Source organism: Streptomyces albipurpureus (genome assembly GCF_023701525.1).
Lineage (GTDB): Bacteria > Actinomycetota > Actinomycetes > Streptomycetales > Streptomycetaceae > Streptomyces > Streptomyces albipurpureus.
The window spans coordinates 45615-65804 of record NZ_JAMQAW010000057.1 but is presented as its reverse complement, the minus strand read 5'-3'; the positions used below and the strand labels follow the sequence as shown (position 1 = coordinate 65804).

The 20190-nt window shown below is 65.1% G+C and carries 14 protein-coding genes and 1 tRNA gene; 1 reads left to right on the top strand and 14 read right to left on the bottom strand.

The window, feature by feature from the left end; translation table 11 throughout:
- Window positions 1-35: 35 nt before the first annotated feature.
- From tuf to NBG84_RS33265, 14 genes are all read right to left on the bottom strand, one after another.
- On the bottom strand, window positions 36-1229 hold the full coding sequence (tuf, locus tag NBG84_RS33330; protein WP_250923419.1) for an elongation factor Tu: 1194 nt from the start codon (window positions 1227-1229) through the stop codon (window positions 36-38).
- Between the two features lie 158 nt (window positions 1230-1387).
- Window positions 1388-3514: an elongation factor G gene (gene fusA / locus NBG84_RS33325; protein ID WP_250923418.1), complete on the bottom strand. Its 2127-nt coding sequence runs from the start codon at window positions 3512-3514 to the stop codon at window positions 1388-1390.
- A 38-nt stretch (window positions 3515-3552) separates the two neighbouring features.
- A complete protein-coding gene (gene rpsG / locus NBG84_RS33320) occupies window positions 3553-4023 on the bottom strand; it encodes a 30S ribosomal protein S7 (RefSeq protein ID WP_250923417.1) in 471 nt (156 codons plus the stop codon).
- 2 nt (window positions 4024-4025) lie between these two features.
- Window positions 4026-4397 carry a 30S ribosomal protein S12 gene (rpsL, locus tag NBG84_RS33315; RefSeq protein ID WP_003948652.1) on the bottom strand — a complete coding sequence of 124 codons (372 nt, stop codon included), beginning with the start codon at window positions 4395-4397 and terminating at the stop codon, window positions 4026-4028.
- Window positions 4398-4724: 327 nt separating this feature from the next.
- Window positions 4725-8624, bottom strand: a complete 3900-nt coding sequence (locus NBG84_RS33310) for a DNA-directed RNA polymerase subunit beta' (RefSeq protein WP_250923416.1) — start codon at window positions 8622-8624, stop codon at window positions 4725-4727.
- Window positions 8625-8751: 127 nt separating this feature from the next.
- Window positions 8752-12234: a DNA-directed RNA polymerase subunit beta gene (gene rpoB, locus NBG84_RS33305; protein WP_250923415.1), complete on the bottom strand. Its 3483-nt coding sequence runs from the start codon at window positions 12232-12234 to the stop codon at window positions 8752-8754.
- A 643-nt stretch (window positions 12235-12877) separates the two neighbouring features.
- A complete protein-coding gene (rplL, locus tag NBG84_RS33300; RefSeq protein ID WP_250923414.1) occupies window positions 12878-13261 on the bottom strand; it encodes a 50S ribosomal protein L7/L12 in 384 nt (127 codons plus the stop codon).
- Between the two features lie 110 nt (window positions 13262-13371).
- The gene (gene rplJ, locus NBG84_RS33295; RefSeq protein WP_250923413.1) at window positions 13372-13902 is read right to left on the bottom strand and encodes a 50S ribosomal protein L10; all 531 of its coding nucleotides are present in this window, start codon (window positions 13900-13902) and stop codon (window positions 13372-13374) included.
- A gap of 780 nt (window positions 13903-14682) precedes the next feature.
- Complete coding sequence (locus NBG84_RS33290) at window positions 14683-15606, bottom strand: SCO4651 family lipoprotein (RefSeq protein WP_250923412.1); 924 nt, start codon at window positions 15604-15606, stop codon at window positions 14683-14685.
- Window positions 15607-15750: 144 nt separating this feature from the next.
- Window positions 15751-16473: a 50S ribosomal protein L1 gene (rplA, locus tag NBG84_RS33285; protein ID WP_250923411.1), complete on the bottom strand. Its 723-nt coding sequence runs from the start codon at window positions 16471-16473 to the stop codon at window positions 15751-15753.
- Between the two features lie 165 nt (window positions 16474-16638).
- Complete coding sequence (gene rplK / locus NBG84_RS33280) at window positions 16639-17073, bottom strand: 50S ribosomal protein L11 (protein ID WP_250923410.1); 435 nt, start codon at window positions 17071-17073, stop codon at window positions 16639-16641.
- Window positions 17074-17250: 177 nt separating this feature from the next.
- Window positions 17251-18138 (bottom strand): transcription termination/antitermination protein NusG, encoded by an 888-nt coding sequence (gene nusG, locus NBG84_RS33275; RefSeq protein WP_250923409.1) that lies wholly within the window; start codon window positions 18136-18138, stop codon window positions 17251-17253.
- A 75-nt stretch (window positions 18139-18213) separates the two neighbouring features.
- A complete protein-coding gene (secE, locus tag NBG84_RS33270) occupies window positions 18214-18495 on the bottom strand; it encodes a preprotein translocase subunit SecE (RefSeq protein WP_250923408.1) in 282 nt (93 codons plus the stop codon).
- Window positions 18496-18606: 111 nt separating this feature from the next.
- Window positions 18607-18679, bottom strand: a tRNA-Trp gene (locus NBG84_RS33265).
- Between the two features lie 239 nt (window positions 18680-18918).
- Between NBG84_RS33265 and NBG84_RS33260 the strand changes: the two genes are divergently transcribed.
- Window positions 18919-20145 (top strand): pyridoxal phosphate-dependent aminotransferase, encoded by a 1227-nt coding sequence (locus NBG84_RS33260; protein WP_250923407.1) that lies wholly within the window; start codon window positions 18919-18921, stop codon window positions 20143-20145.
- Window positions 20146-20190 lie beyond the last annotated feature (45 nt).

Here is a 20190-nt window from a genome sequence, read left to right as displayed (position 1 = left end):
GTGCTCGTCAGGAGCAACCAGGTCAGACCGTCGAACTACTTGACGATCTTGGTGACCTGGCCGGCGCCCACGGTCCGGCCACCCTCACGGATGGCGAACTTCAGGCCCTCTTCCATGGCGACGGGCTGGATCAGCGTGACGTTCATGAGGGTGTTGTCACCCGGCATGACCATCTCGGTGCCCTCGGGGAGGGTCACCACGCCAGTCACGTCCGTCGTACGGAAGTAGAACTGCGGGCGGTAGTTGTTGAAGAACGGGGTGTGACGGCCACCCTCGTCCTTCGACAGGATGTAGGACTGGGCCTGGAACTCGGTGTGCGGCGTAACCGAACCGGGCTTGATGATGACCTGGCCGCGCTCTACGTCCTCGCGCTTGATGCCGCGGAGGAGCAGGCCGACGTTCTCGCCAGCCTGGCCCTCGTCGAGCAGCTTGCGGAACATCTCGATGCCGGTGACCGTGGTGGTGGTCTTCTCGGTCTTGATACCGACGATGTCGACGGTCTCGTTGACCTTGAGGACACCACGCTCGATACGACCGGTGACGACCGTGCCACGACCGGTGATCGTGAAGACGTCCTCGATCGGCATCAGGAACGGCTTCTCGACGTCACGCTCAGGCTGCGGGATCGACTCGTCGACCGCGTCCATGAGGTTGAGGACCGACTGGCCCCACTCGGCGTCGCCCTCAAGAGCCTTGAGCGCCGAGACCTTGACGACCGGAAGGTCGTCGCCCGGGAACTCGTACTCGGAGAGGAGCTCACGAACCTCGAGCTCAACGAGCTCCAGGATCTCCTCGTCGTCCACCATGTCGGCCTTGTTCAGCGCGACGACGATGTACGGAACGCCAACCTGGCGAGCAAGGAGGACGTGCTCCTTGGTCTGCGGCATCGGGCCGTCGGTGGCGGCGACCACGAGAATGGCACCGTCCATCTGAGCCGCACCGGTGATCATGTTCTTGATGTAGTCCGCGTGACCCGGGCAGTCGACGTGCGCGTAGTGGCGCGACTCCGTCTGGTACTCGACGTGCGCGATCGAGATGGTGATACCGCGCTGACGCTCCTCAGGAGCCTTGTCGATCTGATCGAAGGCCGAGGCCTCGTTCAGGTTCGGGTACTTGTCGTGCAGCACCTTGGTAATGGCGGCCGTGAGGGTCGTCTTACCGTGGTCGATGTGACCGATGGTGCCGATGTTGACGTGCGGCTTAGTCCGCTCGAACTTCGCCTTCGCCACTGGGGTCCTCCTGGGGAGTGGTTCTGTACGCCTTACTCATCGGCGCCAGGTGATCTTTGCTGGGATGCCGGGGCCCGGGGCAATCTCGGCGAAATTTCCTAAATCGACGTGAATGCCCCAGTGGCTCCGGTGATAAGCCTAAAGCGTGCTCGGAAGAGCTACTCGCCCTTGGCCTTCGCGATGATCTCCTCAGCGACGTTCCGGGGAACCTCGGCGTAGGAGTCGAACTGCATCGAGTAGCTTGCGCGACCCGAGGTCTTGCTGCGGAGGTCTCCGACGTAGCCGAACATCTCCGAGAGCGGCACCAGGCCCTTGACGACCCGGGCACCGGCCCGCTCCTCCATGGCCTGGATCTGGCCACGGCGGGAGTTGATGTCACCAATGACATCGCCCATGTAGTCCTCGGGCGTGGTGACCTCGACGGCCATCATCGGCTCAAGGAGCACGGGGCTCGCCTTACGCGCGGCCTCCTTGAAGGCCTGCGAACCGGCGATCTTGAACGCGAGTTCGGAGGAGTCGACCTCGTGGTAGCCACCGTCGAGGAGCGTAAGGCGCACGCCCGTCATCTCGTAGCCGGCCAGGATGCCGAACTGCATGGCCTCCTGCGCGCCCGCGTCCACCGAGGGGATGTACTCCTTGGGGATGCGGCCACCGGTGACCTTGTTGACGAACTCGTAGGCCGAGTCGCCACCCTCGATCGGCTCGATCGCGATCTGCACCTTGGCGAACTGACCGGTACCACCGGTCTGCTTCTTGTGGGTGTAGTCCACGCGCTCGACGGCCTTGCGGATCGTCTCGCGGTACGCGACCTGCGGCTTGCCGACGTTGGCCTCGACGCGGAACTCACGGCGCATCCGGTCGACCAGCACCTCAAGGTGAAGCTCGCCCATACCACCGATGATGGTCTGGCCGGTCTCCTCGTTGGTGTGCACCTGGAAGGAGGGGTCCTCCTCCGCGAGACGCTGGATGGCGACACCCAGCTTCTCCTGGTCACCCTTGGACTTGGGCTCGATCGCGACCTGAATGACCGGCGCCGGGAAGTCCATGGACTCCAGGATGACCGGGTTCTTCTCGTCCGCGAGCGTCTCACCGGTGGTGGTCTGCTTGAGGCCCATGACGGCGACGATGTCGCCGGCGCCCACCGACTCGATCTCCTCACGCTTGTTCGCGTGCATACGGTAGATCTTGCCGATGCGCTCCTTGCGGCCCTTCACGGAGTTCAGGACCGCGGTGCCCGCGTTCAGGCGACCGGAGTAGATCCGGATGAACGTGAGCTTGCCCAGGTGCGGGTCGCTCGCGATCTTGAAGGCGAGAGCCGACAGCGGCTCGTCGTCGGACGGACGGCGCTTGACGACCAGCTCCGGGTCCTTGACGTCATGGCCTTCGATGGCCTCGACGTCCAGGGGAGAGGGCAGGTAGCGCACGACCGCGTCGAGCAGGGGCTGAACGCCCTTGTTCTTGAACGCGGTGCCACAGAACACCGGAGTGATCGTGATGCCGTCGGACTTGCCGGAGGCGATGGTGATGCGACGGATGGCCGCGTACAGCTGCTCCTCGGTGGGCTCGGTGCCCTCCAGGTACAGCTCCATCAGCTCTTCGTCGTTCTCGGCGACCGTCTCCAGAAGCTTGCCGCGGTACTCCTCGGCAGCCTCGGCGTGGGTGGCCGGGATGTCGACGACGTCGTACATCTCGCCCTTGGTCGCCTCGGCGGACCAGACGAAGGCCTTCATGGTGACGAGGTCGACGACACCCTTGAAGTCCATCTCGGCGCCGATGGGCAGCTGCATCACGATCGGCACCGCGCCAAGGCGGTTGCTGATCATGTCGACACAGCGGTGGAACTCGGCACCGGTGCGGTCCAGCTTGTTGACGAAGCAGATACGCGGAACGCCGTAGCGGTCCGCCTGACGCCAGACAGTCTCGGACTGGGGCTCGACACCGGCAACACCGTCGAACACGGTGACAGCGCCGTCGAGGACGCGGAGCGAACGCTCCACCTCGACGGTGAAGTCCACGTGACCCGGGGTGTCGATGATGTTGATCGTGTGATCGACCTCATCGAGCGGCCAGTGGCAGGTCGTCGCGGCGGACGTGATCGTGATGCCGCGCTCCTGCTCCTGCTCCATCCAGTCCATGGTGGCAGCGCCGTCGTGGACCTCACCGATCTTGTAGCTCACACCGGTGTAAAACAGGATGCGCTCGGTGGTCGTCGTCTTGCCCGCGTCGATGTGGGCCATGATCCCAATGTTGCGGACCTTGGCCAGGTCAAGCGAAGTGGTGGCCATATGGCTCTGTCTTCTCTCGGTCTCGATGTGGGTAGCGACTACCAGCGGTAGTGCGCGAAGGCCTTGTTGGACTCGGCCATCTTGTGGGTGTCCTCACGCTTCTTGACCGAAGCGCCGAGGCCGTTGGAGGCGTCGAGCAGTTCGTTCATGAGGCGCTCGGTCATGGTCTTCTCGCGGCGGGCGCGGGAGTAACCCACGATCCAGCGGAGCGACAGGGTGGCGGCGCGACCGGGCTTGACCTCGATCGGCACCTGGTAGGTGGCGCCACCAACACGGCGGGACTTGACCTCAAGAGACGGCTTGACGTTCTCAAGGGCGCGCTTCAGCGTGATGACCGGGTCGGCGCCGGTCTTCTCGCGAAGGCCTTCCATGGCGCCGTAGACGATCCGCTCGGCCGTGGAACGCTTGCCGTTCAGCAGAAGCTTGTTGATGAGCGAGGTCACCAGAGGAGAACCATAGACCGGGTCAATGATGACCGGGCGCTTCGGGGCGGGGCCCTTACGAGGCATTCTTACTTCTCCTTCTTGGCGCCGTAGCGGCTGCGGGCCTGCTTGCGGTTCTTGACACCCTGGGTGTCGAGGGAACCGCGGATGATCTTGTAACGAACACCCGGCAGGTCCTTCACACGGCCACCACGCACGAGCACGATGGAGTGCTCCTGCAGGTTGTGTCCCTCGCCCGGAATGTAGGCCGTGACCTCGATGCCGGAGGTCAGACGCACACGCGCGACCTTACGCAGCGCCGAGTTCGGCTTCTTCGGGGTGGTCGTGAAGACACGCGTGCAGACGCCGCGGCGCTGGGGGGAACCCTCAAGAGCGGGCGTCTTGTTCTTCTCGACCTTGTCCTGCCGGCCCTTACGGACCAGCTGCTGGATCGTAGGCACTACTTCTCCGGTTTCTGTGTGCCGTTCAGTGAAACTAACCTGGAACATCTCCGACCCACGCGGTCGGGTGTGTCGAAACTGCGAGGCTCCGTCGCCAAAGACGAAGGGCGCAGATTGCGGTGGCCGCTGTGAAGACTCGCCATGCGGTTGAGGACACGCACACGAGCCCAGGCACACCCCAGGCACAAGGCAAGAGCGTACCTACCGCATGGGCTGCGGTCAAAACAAATGCACACGCGTAGAAAACACCAGGCCACAGCAGACGCCATGGGGCGACTGCCTCTCCCGAGACAGCCGCCCCATGACCGTTGCTATTGCCTACTGCCGTTACTGGTTGTACGGACCGTAGTCGTAGTCCTCCAGCGGGACGGCCTGGCCGGAGCCGGAGCCGAACGGCGAGTAATCGATGTCGTCGTAGCCGACGGCCGAGTACATCGCGGCCTTGGCTTCCTCGGTGGGCTCCACCCGGATGTTGCGGTAGCGGGACAGACCCGTACCAGCCGGGATGAGCTTACCGATGATGACGTTCTCCTTGAGGCCGATCAGGGAGTCCGACTTGGCGTTGATCGCCGCATCGGTCAGAACCCTGGTCGTCTCCTGGAAGGACGCCGCCGACAGCCACGACTCGGTGGCCAGCGAGGCCTTGGTGATACCCATCAGCTGCGGACGGCCGGAGGCGGGGTGACCGCCCTCGGTGACCACACGACGGTTCTCGGTCTCGAACTTCGAACGCTCGACCAGCTCGCCGGGCAGCAGCTCGGCGTCGCCGGACTCGATGATCGTCACTCGGCGCAGCATCTGCCGGATGATGATCTCGATGTGCTTGTCGTGGATCGACACGCCCTGCGAGTTGTAGACCTTCTGGACTTCGCCGACCAGGTGGATCTGAACCGCACGCTGGCCGAGGATGCGCAGCACGTCGTGCGGGTTGGTGGCACCGAACGTCAGCGCCTGACCCACCTCGACGTGGTCGCCCTCGCGCACCAGGACCTTGGCACGCTTCGAGATCGGGAACGGCGTCTCGTCGCTGCCGTCGTCCGGGGTGACGACGAGCTTCTTGGTCTTCTCGGTCTCCTCGATCCGGACGCGGCCAGCCGCCTCCGAGATCGGGGCGACACCCTTGGGCGTACGCGCCTCGAACAGCTCGACGACACGCGGCAGACCCTGGGTGATGTCGTCACCGGCCACACCACCGGTGTGGAAGGTACGCATCGTCAGCTGGGTGCCGGGCTCACCGATGGACTGGGCGGCGATGATGCCGACCGCCTCACCGATGTCGACCAGCTTGCCGGTGGCGAGCGAACGGCCGTAGCAGTACGCGCAGGTGCCGACAGCGGACTCACAGGTCAGGACCGAACGGGTCTTGACCTCTTCGACGCCCGCGGCGACGACCGCGTCGATGAGCACATCGCCGAGGTCGACATTGGCAGGCGCGATGACCTTGCCGTCGACGACGACGTCCTCGGCGAGCATCCGCGCGTACACCGACGTCTCAACGTCGTCGGCCTTGCGCAGGCGGCCCTCGGAGTCCTTGACGGCGATCCGCAGCTTGAGGCCGCGGTCGGTGCCGCAGTCCTCTTCGCGGATGATGACGTCCTGCGAGACGTCCACCAGACGACGGGTGAGGTAACCCGAGTCGGCGGTACGCAGGGCGGTGTCCGCGAGACCCTTACGGGCACCGTGGGTGGAGATGAAGTACTCCAGCACGGACAGGCCCTCACGGAACGACGCCTTGATCGGACGAGGAATCGTCTCGTTCTTGGCGTTCGACACCAGACCACGCATACCGGCGATCTGACGCATCTGCATCATGTTTCCACGAGCACCCGAGTTGACCATCATGAAGATGGGGTTGGTCTTCGGGAAGTTCGCGTTCATCGCGTCGGCGACCTCGTTGGTCGCCAGGGTCCAGATCTTGATGAGCTCGTTGGTGCGCTCTTCCTTGGTGATCAGACCGCGCTCGTACTGCTTCTGGACCTTCTCGTCCTGAGCCTCGTACGACGCGACGATCGCCTTCTTCGCCTCGGGCACGACGACATCGGAGATGGCGACGGTGACACCGGAACGAGTGGCCCAGAAGAAGCCGGACGCCTTCAGGTTGTCGAGCGTCGCCGCCACGATGACCTTGGGGTAGCGCTCGGCGAGGTCGTTGACGATCTCCGAGAGCTGCTTCTTGCCGACCGAGTAGTCGACGAAGGGGTAGTCCTCGGGCAGCAGCTCGTTGAAGAGCGCGCGGCCCAGCGTGGTACGCAGCCGGAAGCTGTCGCCCTGCTGCCAGTCGGGCTCGCCCTCTTCACGGGCGGGCGGGGTCCAGTCCCGCGGCGGGATGGTGCCCACCGGGAAGCGGATGTCGACCTTCGCCTGCAGAGACAGCTCACGGGCGTCGAACGCCATGATCGCCTCGGCGGTGGAGCCGAAGAACCGGCCTTCGCCCTTGACCTCGCGCTCCTCCTCGTCCGTGGTGAGGAAGAAGAGGCCCAGCACCATGTCCTGGGTAGGCATGGTGACGGGACGGCCGTCGGCCGGCTTGAGGATGTTGTTCGAGGACAGCATCAGGATGCGGGCCTCGGCCTGCGCCTCCGCGGAGAGCGGCAGGTGGACGGCCATCTGGTCACCGTCGAAGTCCGCGTTGAACGCGGTGCAGACGAGCGGGTGGATCTGAATGGCCTTGCCCTCGACCAGCTGCGGCTCGAAGGCCTGGATGCCCAGGCGGTGCAGGGTGGGCGCACGGTTCAGCAGCACCGGGTGCTCGGCGATGACCTCTTCGAGGACGTCGTACACCACGGTGCGACCGCGCTCGACCATGCGCTTGGCCGACTTGATGTTCTGCGCGTGGTTCAGGTCCACCAGGCGCTTCATCACGAACGGCTTGAAGAGCTCCAGCGCCATGGCCTTGGGCAGACCGCACTGGTGCAGCTTCAGCTGCGGACCGACAACGATGACGGAACGCGCCGAGTAGTCGACTCGCTTACCGAGCAGGTTCTGACGGAAACGACCCTGCTTGCCCTTGAGCATGTCGCTCAGGGACTTCAGCGGGCGGTTGCCGGGACCGGTGACCGGACGGCCGCGACGGCCGTTGTCGAACAGCGCGTCGACGGCCTCCTGGAGCATCCGCTTCTCGTTGTTCACGATGATCTCGGGGGCACCGAGGTCAAGCAGACGCTTCAGACGGTTGTTCCGGTTGATCACCCGGCGGTACAGGTCGTTCAGGTCGGAGGTCGCGAAGCGGCCACCGTCCAGCTGCACCATCGGACGCAGGTCCGGCGGGATGACCGGGACGCAGTCCAGCACCATGCCCTTGGGGCTGTTGCTGGTCTGCAGGAACGCGGAGACGACCTTGAGGCGCTTGAGCGCACGGGTCTTCTTCTGGCCCTTGCCGGTACGGATGATCTCGCGGAGACGTTCGGCCTCTTCGTCCAGGTCGAAGGACTCCAGGCGCTTCTGCAGCGCCGCGGCGCCCATCGAACCGTCGAAGTAGGTACCGAAGCGGTCGCGCAGCTCGCGGTAGAGCAGTTCGTCGCCCTCAAGGTCCTGGACCTTGAGGTTCTTGAAGCGGCTCCACACCTCGTCGAGGCGGTCGATCTCGCGCTGGGCGCGGTCACGGAGCTGCTTCATCTCACGCTCGGCGCCTTCGCGCACCTTGCGGCGCACATCGGCCTTAGCACCCTCGGCCTCAAGCTCGGCCAGGTCGGTCTCAAGCTTCTTGGCGCGGGCTTCGAGGTCGGAGTCGCGACGGTTCTCCACCTGCTGGCGCTCGACGGAGACATGCGCCTCCAACGAGGGCAGGTCGCGGGTGCGACGCTCCTCGTCCACAAACGTGATCATGTACGCGGCGAAGTAGATGACCTTTTCCAGGTCCTTCGGCGCGAGGTCCAGCAGGTAGCCAAGGCGCGAGGGAACGCCCTTGAAGTACCAGATGTGGGTAACGGGTGCGGCAAGCTCAATGTGGCCCATCCGCTCACGGCGCACCTTGGCGCGGGTGACTTCTACGCCACAGCGCTCACAGATGATGCCCTTGAAGCGGACACGCTTGTACTTACCGCAGTAGCACTCCCAGTCCCGGGTAGGACCGAAGATCTTCTCGCAGAAGAGTCCGTCCTTTTCGGGCTTGAGCGTGCGGTAGTTAATCGTCTCGGGCTTCTTCACCTCGCCGTGCGACCACTGGCGGATGTCGTCAGCGGTGGCCAGGCCGATCCGAAGCTCGTCGAAGAAGTTGACGTCGAGCACTATGCGTCAATCCCTCTCAGGGTTGTGTCTCAAGGTGGTCTGTACGGGTCCGTGGGGGTCCCCCACGGCAGAGTCCTAGGGGGAAGCGGCCGGGACCTCTCTTACGAGGTGGTCCCGGCCGGACCCGTCAGACCTCTTCGACGCTGCTCGGCTCACGCCTGGACAGGTCGATTCCGAGCTCTTCCGCAGCGCGGAAGACGTCCTCGTCGGTATCGCGCATCTCGATGGACATACCGTCCGAGGACAGCACCTCCACGTTGAGGCACAGGGACTGCATCTCCTTGATGAGCACCTTGAAGGACTCAGGGATGCCGGGCTCGGGGATGTTCTCGCCCTTGACGATGGCCTCGTACACCTTCACTCGGCCGGTCACGTCATCGGACTTGATGGTCAGCAGTTCCTGGAGGGCGTACGCGGCGCCATAAGCCTCCAGCGCCCACACCTCCATCTCACCGAATCGCTGGCCACCGAACTGGGCCTTACCACCCAGCGGCTGCTGAGTGATCATCGAGTACGGGCCGGTCGAACGAGCGTGGAGCTTGTCATCGACCAGGTGGTGGAGCTTGAGGATGTACATGTACCCGATGGAGATCGGCTCCGGGAACGGCTCGCCGGAGCGGCCGTCGAACATCCGGGCCTTGCCGGACGGGAGGACCATGCGGTCACCGTCGCGGTTGGGGATCGTGGACTCGAAGAGTCCGGAGATCTCGTCCTCACGGGCGCCGTCGAAGACCGGCGTCGCGACATTGGTCCCGGGGGCGACTTCGTCGGCCCCGATGGACTTCAGCCGCTCCATCCAGTCCTCGTTGCCCTCGACCTTCCAGCCCTGGCTGGCGAGCCAGCCGAGGTGGATTTCGAGGACCTGTCCCGGGTTCATTCGGGACGGGACACCCAGCGGGTTGAGGATGATGTCGACCGGGGTGCCGTCCTCCAGGAACGGCATGTCCTCGATCGGCAGGATCTTGGAGATGACGCCCTTGTTGCCGTGACGGCCGGCGAGCTTGTCACCATCGGTGATCTTGCGCTTCTGGGCGACATAGACGCGAACCAGCTGGTTCACGCCCGGAGGAAGCTCGTCGCCCTCCTCGCGGTCGAAGACGCGAACGCCGATGACCTTGCCGATCTCGCCGTGGGGCACCTTCAGCGAGGTGTCACGGACCTCACGGGCCTTCTCACCGAAGATCGCGCGCAGCAGACGCTCTTCCGGGGTCAGCTCGGTCTCACCCTTGGGCGTGACCTTGCCGACCAGGATGTCTCCGGCGACGACCTCGGCACCGATACGGATGATGCCGCGCTCGTCGAGGTCGGCGAGGACCTCTTCGGAGACGTTCGGGATGTCCCGGGTGATCTCCTCGGGGCCCAGCTTGGTGTCACGGGCGTCGACCTCGTGCTCCTCGATGTGGATCGAGGAGAGGACGTCGTCCTGGACGAGGCGCTGCGACAGGATGATCGCGTCCTCGTAGTTGTGACCCTCCCACGGCATGAACGCGACCAGCAGGTTCTTGCCGAGCGCCATCTCGCCCTGCTCGGTGGCCGGGCCGTCGGCGAGGACCTGGGCCTCGATGACCCGGTCGCCCTCGGAGACGATGACCTTCTGGTTGACCGAGGTGCCCTGGTTGGAGCGGGAGAACTTGGCCACCCGGTAGGTGTTGTAGGTGCCGTCGTCGTTGGCGACGGTGATGTAGTCCGCGGAGACCTCCTGGACCACACCGTCCTTCTCCGCCTTGATCAGGTCACCGGCGTCGACCGCACAGCGGTACTCCATACCGGTACCGACCAGCGGCGACTCGGCCGTGATCAGCGGAACGGCCTGACGCATCATGTTCGCGCCCATGAGCGCGCGGTTGGCGTCGTCGTGCTCCAGGAAGGGGATCATGGCGGTCGCGACCGACACCATCTGGCGCGGCGAGACATCCATGTAGTCGACCTCGGCCGGCGGCACGTAGTCGACCTCGCCACCACGGCGGCGGACCAGCACACGCGCCTCGGTGAGGTGCATGTCCTCCGAGGTGGTCGCGTTCGCCTGGGCGATGACGAAGCGGTCTTCCTCGTCAGCGGTCAGGTAGTCCACGTCGTCGGTGACGACACCGTCGACGACCTTGCGGTACGGGGTCTCGACGAAGCCGAACGGGTTGACCCGACCGTAGGAGGCGAGCGAGCCGATCAGGCCGATGTTCGGGCCTTCGGGGGTCTCGATCGGACACATGCGGCCGTAGTGCGAGGGGTGCACGTCACGGACTTCGAAGCCGGCCCGCTCACGGGAGAGACCACCCGGGCCAAGCGCGTTCAGACGGCGCTTGTGGGTGAGACCCGACAGCGGGTTGTTCTGGTCCATGAACTGCGACAGCTGGCTGGTGCCGAAGAACTCCTTGATGGAGGCGACGACCGGCCGGATGTTGATCAGCGTCTGCGGCGTGATCGCCTCGACGTCCTGGGTCGTCATGCGCTCACGCACGACGCGCTCCATCCTCGCCAGACCCGTACGGACCTGGTTCTGGATGAGCTCGCCGACGTTACGCAGACGACGGTTGCCGAAGTGGTCGATGTCGTCGGTCTCGACGATGATCTGGGTGCCGCTCTCGCCGACCGTCTCGGTCTCACCGGCGTGCAGCTTCACCAGGTACTTGATCGTGGCGATGATGTCGTCGGTGGTGAGCACACCGGCGTCCAGCGGCTCTTCCGCGCCGAGCTTCTTGTTCACCTTGTAGCGGCCGACCTTCGCGAGGTCGTAGCGCTTGGGGTTGAAGTAGAGGTTCTCGAGCAGCGTCTGAGCCGCTTCGCGGGTCGGGGGCTCGCCAGGGCGCAGCTTGCGGTAGATGTCGAGCAGTGCGTCGTCCTGACCCTGGGTGTGGTCCTTCTCCAGGGTGGCGCGCATCGACTCGTACTCGCCGAACTCCTGAAGGATCTGCTCGGTCGTCCAACCGAGCGCCTTGAGGAGGACGGTCACGGACTGCTTGCGCTTGCGGTCGATGCGGACACCGACCATGTCGCGCTTGTCGATCTCCATCTCCAGCCAGGCACCCCGGGACGGGATGATCTTGGCGGTGAAGATGTCCTTGTCGGACGTCTTGTCGATGGAGGAGTCGAAGTAGACACCCGGCGAGCGGACCAGCTGGGTCACCACGACACGCTCGGTGCCGTTGATGACGAAGGTGCCCTTGCCGGTCATGAGCGGGAAGTCGCCCATGAAGACCGTCTGGGACTTGATCTCGCCGGTCTCGTTGTTGGTGAATTCGGCGGTGACGAAGAGAGGCGCCGCGAACGTGAAGTCGCGCTCCTTGCACTCGTCGATCGAGTTCTTGGGAGGCTCGAAGCGGTGGTCACGGAAAGTCAGCGACATCGACCCACTGAAGTCTTCGATCGGAGAGATCTCCTCGAAGATCTCCTCCAGACCGGACTTCCGGGGGACGTCCTGTCCACTCTCAAGAGCAGCCTCGACCCGAGCCTTCCAGGCGGCGTTGCCGAGCAGCCAGTCAAAGCTTTCGGTCTGGAGCGCGAGAAGGTTCGGAACCTCAAGAGGCTCCTTGATCTTTGCAAAGGAGATGCGCAGCGGGGCAGTGCTGGCGCCGTTGTTCGTATTCGCGGTCGAGGCGTTGCGCGAGGCGGCCAAGAGGGGGTCCTTCCGAGGGCTCGGACTCACTACGCGCGTACCGGTCCCAAGCGAGGCATACAGATGGAAGTCCCAGGTCAGGGATGAATCAATCCGCAATGCTCATGCGAGGGGATGCCCCTGGTGACGGGCAGGAGGCAGCTAACAGGCAGCGCAAAGGGTCAGTGTAGCCACATGGCACACTGATGTCCAGTCCGGATATTCAGGACCCTCGTTGTTCTCAACTCCGCGCTACTCGCGCCGTACGGCGCACATCGATACTGCCCACTCAGCCGCCGATCCATGCCTCGGATACGGATCGTTGTGGCGGCGCGTCCTGAGAATTGCGCGCTGCGTGCGGTTCGTCAAGGCCCCCTCTCGCCGGCTGGCTGCTGGGATCGTCACTGACCAGGGGCTGACCTGGGCCTGAGGCGCACGGTGAAGATCACCATACTCGCCGATGCGGGAAGTGCAACGTAGCCCTCGCAGCACGCCGAAGGGCGACCACCCGGATGGGTGATCGCCCTTGGCTGAGCTCCGTACGCTCCTCCGCGGCCCGAGAAGGGTCCGGAGAAACGGCGTGTCGTGAGCGGATTGAGTGGATCTATCCGCGCTGTGACACAGAACTCACAGAGTCACTGAGTGACGCTGAGGTGGTTCGGGGTCACTTGACCTCGACGGAGGCGCCAGCGCCCTTGAGGGACTCGGCAGCCTTCTCGGCGGCCTCCTTGGCGACCTTCTCGAGGACGGGCTTCGGGGCGCCGTCGACGAGGTCCTTGGCCTCCTTCAGACCCAGCGAGGTCAGCTCACGCACGACCTTGATGACCTGGATCTTCTTCTCGCCGGCACCGGTGAGGATGACGTCGAACTCGTCCTGCTCCTCGACGGCCTCAGCGGCGGCGGCGCCACCACCGGCAGCGGGAGCGGCAACGGCGGCAGCGGCGGTGACGTCGAACTTCTCCTCGAACGCCTTCACGAAACCGGAGAGCTCAAGGAGGGTCATGTCCTCGAACTGTGCGAGCAGGTCGTCCTGGCTGAGCTTCGCCATGATGGGCGGTCCTTCCAATAAATCGGCGTGTGCCGGATGTATGTGACGGCGGGCGTTCGGCCCGCTGCGATCAGCGCCTGGGTGCTGCGCCGATCAATGCGCGAGCCGAATTACTCGGCACCGCCCTGCTCGGCCTGCTTGGCACGAAGCGCCTCCGCGGTGCGGACGAACTTCGAGGGAAGCGCCTGGAGGAGCACGGCAGTCTGGGTCTGCTTGCCCTTCATGGCGCCCGCCAGCTTGGCGAGCAGAACCTCGCGGGACTCAAGGTCCGCAAGCTTCTTGAACTCATCGGCGGTCATCGCCTTGCCATCAAGGACACCGCCCTTGATGATCAGGTTGGGGTTGTCCTTGGCGAAGTCACGAAGACCCTTCGCCGACTCCACCGGGTCACCGGTGACGAAGGCAACTGCCGTCGGACCGTTGAACAGGTCGTCGAGCGTGTTGATCCCGGCCTCATTGGCCGCAATCTTGGTCAGCGTGTTCTTCACCACGGCGTACTGGGCGTTCTCACCGAGTGAACGGCGCAGCTGCTTGAGCTGAGCCACGGTGAGACCCCGGTACTCGGTCAGCACGGCGGCGTTCGAGCTACGGAACTGGTCCGTGAGCTCGGCTACCGCGGCAGCCTTGTCGGGCCTTGCCATGAGCATCGGCCTCCTTCCGGGTGATGAGGACCGCGCGGACCCGAAGGAGGACTGAACAAACGAAAACGCCCCGGCGCAGGTGCACGGGGCGTAGCTCAACCAGAATGAATCCCGGGAGTTCTCCAGTGTCACCTGCGCAGGCCGTCCGCGATGTGCGGATTCCTTCGGTCGCCGCACTCTCTTGACGAGCACGCGGCAACGACCAGCGGTCTTTGGCTTCTGGGGAAGAGTACGTGAGCGCTTCCGGCAGAAGCAAATCGCCCGGTACGGGTGGAGCCGACGCGGGCGGGCCAGCGGATCAGAACGGCCGCCCGGTGCCCCGCCGCAGCCGGGCACCCAACCCGGTCCCTGGCTCTACCCCCGGTGGGCGGATGGCCAGAAAGAGCCTCCGCCGAGACCTCCTGACGGGCCGTCTTCGCCCCACCGCGGCCTGGGCCCCTCGGCGCGGCGAGAGAGCGGTGTGGGGAGAACGGTGCCCAGGGCGATCGCCATGCCGTGGAGAAGGACCGCCGTGGGGCATGCGGATCGAGCGGGGAGGGGGTTCATCGAGCCCAAGGGCTCCACGGCGCTGGTCGGCTGGCGGTTCGGCCAGGATCCGGCCGGCGCTTCCGCGGGCTCTCCAGCCAAGGGCCTCGCTCAGGGAGCAGCGCCCACGCGGGCGCGTTGCCAGCCGGGCCGAGCGGGGCGGGGGGAGTCATTGCGGCCGCGTCGGACGGTGAGCGGGCCGCGAGAGCGATGGGCCGAAAAGGGCCCGCTCCCCGGGGAGCGGGGAGCGCCGACTCAGCTCTGGCTCTGGCTTCCGAAGTCCTCCCGGTCCTTCATCTCCTTGCCCAGGTCACCGATCTTCTGGAAGAGCTCCATCAGATCCGCGGTCTGGCTGACGGGCGGGGCCTTCACCGAGGCCTTGGTGCCGTAGTCCGAGTAGACGGCGCTGGTGACGAGCTTGCCCTTGCCCTCGGGGAAGTTCATCGTGACGTTCATCTTGACCGGGTAGTCGTCCTCGTTGACCCAGACTTCGGTGTCGAAGCCCTTCATCTTGGAGGCCTTCATCTTCGCCTTGAGCTCGTCGCGCTCCTTCTTCTCCAGAAGGTCAAGGCTCGACTTCATCATCTCTTCGAAGGTGAGGGTGCCCTGGTAGTGCTGGGTGTTCACACCGTCGATCTTCTCCTCGCCGACCTTCTTCACATTCGGCGAGTCCAGCAGCAGCGCCAGCTGCTGGGACGGGTCCTGGCTCATGTCCTCCATGCCACCGGTCATCTGCTTCTGCAGCTCCGGGTCACCGGACATCTTCGCCATCGCGCCGAGATCCATCTTCATCCAGCGCTTGCCGTCCATCTGCTGGGCGGACTTGGTGCCCATGTCGATGTACATCACATCGTTGAGCCACACCATGCGGGCCTTGTCGGTCCCGTCGGTGAGGTCCTTCATCCCGGTCATGGTCATGTCCATCACCATGGGGTCCCAACCGAGCACACCGGACATCTTCATGTCCATCTTCTCGCCGGCCGCGGTGCCGTCGGTCCCCTTCATGGTCAGGCTGACCTTCGCCGACTTGGCCGCCGCGGTGTTCTTGTGCGCGGCCGTGAGGACCTGCGTCACCGAGCGCTCCTTGTTGCCCGACTCGGTGCCGCAACCAGCCACACCGGCGATCACGGCAACCGCCGTCAGCGAGATACCCGCGCGCTTCCACATGGTTTTACTCATGCCCCACCCCTTGAAGATTTCTTTGCGAATGTTTGAACGGTAGCCCACGCCTGTGACAGCGGCACAACGAAAAACCGGCCCCCGCCTCGTCAGAGGCCTGGAGACCGGCTTTCGTTGTGCGGGAACCCGCGGCTGCCGTCAGAGTCACACGGCGGCAGGGTCCTCCTCGACGAGGAGGTTGCGGGTGCGGTTGGAGTCCAGCGGGATGCCGGGGCCCATGGTGGTGGTCAGGGTCGCCTTCTTGATGTAGCGGCCCTTCGCGGCGGACGGCTTGAGACGGAGGATCTCCTCCAGCGCCGCGGCGTAGTTCTCGACCAGCTTCGTCTCATCGAACGAAACCTTGCCGATGATGAAGTGCAGGTTCGAGTGCTTGTCGACGCGGAACTCGATCTTGCCGCCCTTGATGTCCGTCACGGCCTTGACGACATCGGGGGTGACCGTGCCGGTCTTCGGGTTCGGCATCAGACCACGCGGACCGAGCACCCGGCCCAGACGGCCGACCTTGCCCATGAGGTCCGGGGTGGCGACGACGGCGTCGAAGTCCAGACGGCCCTTCAGCACCTCGTCGATCAGTTCGTCGGAGCCGACGATGTCGGCGCCGGCGGCACGTGCGGCCTCGGCACGGTCACCGGTCGCGAAGACCAGGACCCGGGCGGTCTTGCCGGTGCCGTGCGGAAGGTTCACGGTGCCACGGACCATCTGGTCCGCCTTGCGCGGGTCGACACCCAGACGCATGGCGACCTCGACGGTGGCGTCGAACTTGATGGACGTGGTGTCCTTGGCCAGACGGACGGCCTCAAGCGGGGCGTACACACGCTCCCGGTTGATCTTGGCGTCCGCAGCGCGGAATGACTTGCTGCGCTTCACTTCAGCTCCTGTTGTCTCAGGTGTGGAGTTGTGGTGCGGACCAGCGCTTGGCCCTACCACAGAGGTCAGACGGGGCTTGGGCCCTCGCCCTTCGCCTCGGGCTTGCTACGCACTCGCTTCGCGGTCGGCCTCGATCTCCGGCCGGCCACGGTGCGAACGGGTAGGTCAGCCCTCGACCGTGATGCCCATGGAACGGGCGGTGCCGGCGATGATCTTCTCGGCGGCGTCCAGGTCGTTGGCGTTGAGGTCAGGCATCTTGGTGGTGGCGATGTCGCGGACCTGGGCGCGCGTCAGCTTGGCGACCTTGGTCTTGTGCGGCTCGCCGGAGCCCTTGTCCACACCCGCGGCCTTGAGGATCAGCTTGGCGGCCGGCGGAGTCTTGGTGATGAAGGTGAAGGAGCGGTCGTCATAGACCGTGATCTCCACCGGCACGACCATGCCACGCTGCGACTCGGTCGCGGCGTTGTAGGCCTTGCAGAACTCCATGATGTTGACGCCGTGCTGACCCAGGGCGGGGCCGACCGGCGGAGCCGGGTTGGCCGCGCCGGCCTGGATCTGGAGCTTGATAAGCCCCGTGACCTTCTTCTTCTTGGGAGGCATTGCTCTCTCCGGGTCCTAGTGAGAGTTTTCAGCACTCCATCCATCATCCGGATGGAGGCATACCGCACAACGATAACGGGTATAGGTGCGCGGTTAAAAACCGACAGGTCAGAACGGCCACAGAGGGCTGTTCTGACCTGGTCGGAAGCTTTTGCGTACGCGTGGAACCGCGTACGGTCAGTTCTTCTGGATCTGGTCGAAGCTCAGCTCGACCGGCGTCTCGCGGCCGAAGATCTCGACCAGGCCCTTGACCTTCTTCGAGTCGGCGTTGATCTCGTTGATCGTCGCCTGAAGCGTGGCGAACGGACCGTCGGTGACGGTGACCGAGTCGCCGACCTCGAAGTCCAGCACCTGGACCTCGACCCGACGGGAGGGAGCGGCCTTGCCTTCGGCCTCGGCAGCCTCGCGAGCGGCCTTCTCCTCGGCCTCCGGGGCGAGCATCTTCACGATCTCGTCCAGCGTCAGCGGGTACGGGTCGTAGGCGTTGCCCACGAAGCCGGTGACACCGGGGGTGTTGCGGACAACGCCCCAGGACTCGTTGGTGAGGTCCATACGGACCAGGACATAGCCGGGAAGCTTGTTCTGGCGGACGTTCTTACGCTCGCCGTTCTTGATCTGGACGATCTCTTCCTCGGGTACTTCGGCCTGGTAGACGAACTCCTCGACGTTCAGCGAGACGGCACGCTGCTCAAGGTTCGCCTTCACGCGCTTCTCGTAACCGGCGTACGTGTGGATGACGTACCACTCGCCGGGGAGCAGGCGCAGCTCCTCGCGGAGTGCGGCGACCGGGTCGACCGGAGCCTCAGGCTCGGCGTCGGCCTCGTCTTCGGGGTTCTCGGGGTTTTCGGAGTTCTCGGCGCCCTCGGCGTCGTCAGCTTCCGCGTCGTCGGCATCAGCGTCGATGTGCACGGCGGCCTCTTCGGCCGGCTCGCCGGCCGCGGCGTCCGCAGCATCCGCCTGGTCCTCGTCGGCCGCCTCAACGATGTTGAGCTCGTCCTCCGCGGACTCGGCGGACTCGAAGCTCTCGCCTGGCTCGACGGCCTCGTTCAGGTTCGGGTCAGACACGGTGGCTGCTTCTTTCTGGATACAGATGGGTGGAACGTACGAAAGGCTGCCGCCATACCGACGCCCTCCGCGGGATCAGCCGAAGACGTACTTGACGCCTTCCTGGAATCCATAGTCCATCACGGTCACCAGACCGATCATGATGACAACGAAGACAATCACCACTGTGGTGTATGTCGTCAGCTGATTGCGCGAGGGCCAGACAACCTTGCGCAGCTCGGCGACGATCTGCCGATAGAAGAGCGCGAGACGGCCCAGGGGGCCCTTCTTTCCGCGCTTGCCGCCCTTACGGGACTTCTTCTGAGGCGCCTCGTCCTCGGCATCAGGCGTGTCGATGGAGCCCACGGCGTCCGTCACTTTCTTTCACCTGATTCCGGGTCGTGGCCGTGCCGCACCCGGTGGAGCCACACGGCGGTTCATCTACTGCATTGCACGTACATGCACACAGCCTGGTGAAGGCTTATGTAGCAGGGCCGGAGGGACTTGAACCCCCAACCGCTGGTTTTGGAGACCAGTGCTCTACCAATTGAGCTACGACCCTTTGTGGCTTCCTCAACCTACCGTATCCAAGGACATGGTCGGTGCGGGCCAACGACCAGTGAGTGTACGTGCTCGCAGGCCCGACGTCGAACAGATAGCTCCGCAGCGGGTCTTGTGCCCACCCCGTGCCGGCTCGCGGGTCCCCTTCCGCCGGGGCATGTCCGCGGACGGCGGGCGGTCGGTGTCCGGGGGGCGAAACACCTGCGCCGGGTGTGATTGCCGTCTGGGACGATAGACCGCATGAGCGCTGCAACCTCTCCCACCGAGCGCCGGGTCTCCGCGCGCATCGCCGCGATCTCCGAGTCCGCGACCCTCGCCGTCGACGCCAAGGCGAAGGCCCTCAAGGCCGCCGGACGTCCGGTGATCGGCTTCGGCGCCGGTGAGCCCGACTTCCCCACGCCCGACTACATCGTCGAGGCCGCGGTCGAAGCCTGCCGCAACCCGAAGTTCCACCGCTACACCCCGGCCGGCGGTCTGCCGGAGCTGAAGAAGGCCATCGCCGAGAAGACCCTGCGGGACTCCGGCTACGAGGTCGATCCGGCGCAGATCCTGGTGACCAACGGCGGGAAGCAGGCGATCTACGAGGCGTTCGCGGCCATCCTGGACCCGGGCGACGAGGTCATCGTGCCGGCCCCGTACTGGACCACCTACCCCGAGTCGATCCGCCTCGCCGGCGGTGTCCCGGTGGACGTCGTCGCCGATGAGACCACCGGCTACCGGGTCTCGGTCGAGCAGCTGGAGGCCGCGCGTACCGAGCGTACGAAGGTCGTCCTCTTCGTCTCCCCGTCGAACCCGACCGGATCGGTCTACAGCCGTGCGGACACCGAGGCGATCGGCCGCTGGGCCGTTGAGCACGGGCTGTGGGTGCTGACGGACGAGATCTATGAGCACCTGGTGTACGGAGACACCGTCTTCACCTCGCTCCCGACCGTCGTCCCCGAGGTGCGGGACAAGTGCATCGTGGTCAACGGTGTCGCCAAGACGTACGCCATGACCGGCTGGCGCGTGGGGTGGGTCGTGGGCCCCAAGGACGTGGTGAAGGCGGCGACCAACCTCCAGTCCCACGCCACATCGAACGTCTCCAATGTGGCCCAGGCCGCGGCCCTGGCCGCCGTGTCCGGGAACCTGGACGCGGTCGCCGAGATGCGCGAGGCGTTCGACCGCCGCCGCCAGACCATGGTCCGGATGCTCAATGAGATCGACGGCGTGCTCTGCCCGGAGCCCGAGGGCGCCTTCTACGTGTATCCCTCGGTGAAGGCCCTGCTCGGCAAGGACATCCGCGGCAAGCGCCCCGAGTCCTCGGTGGAGCTGGCCGCGCTGATCCTGGACGAGGTGGAGGTCGCCGTGGTCCCGGGCGAGGCCTTCGGCACCCCCGGCTACCTCCGACTGTCCTACGCGCTGGGTGACGAGGATCTCGTCGAGGGCGTCTCCCGCATCCAGAAGCTGCTGGCCGAGGCCACCGACTGACGGCTGCCTCTCGCTGGTCCTACTCCGTGATCGGCCCTTGCCGCG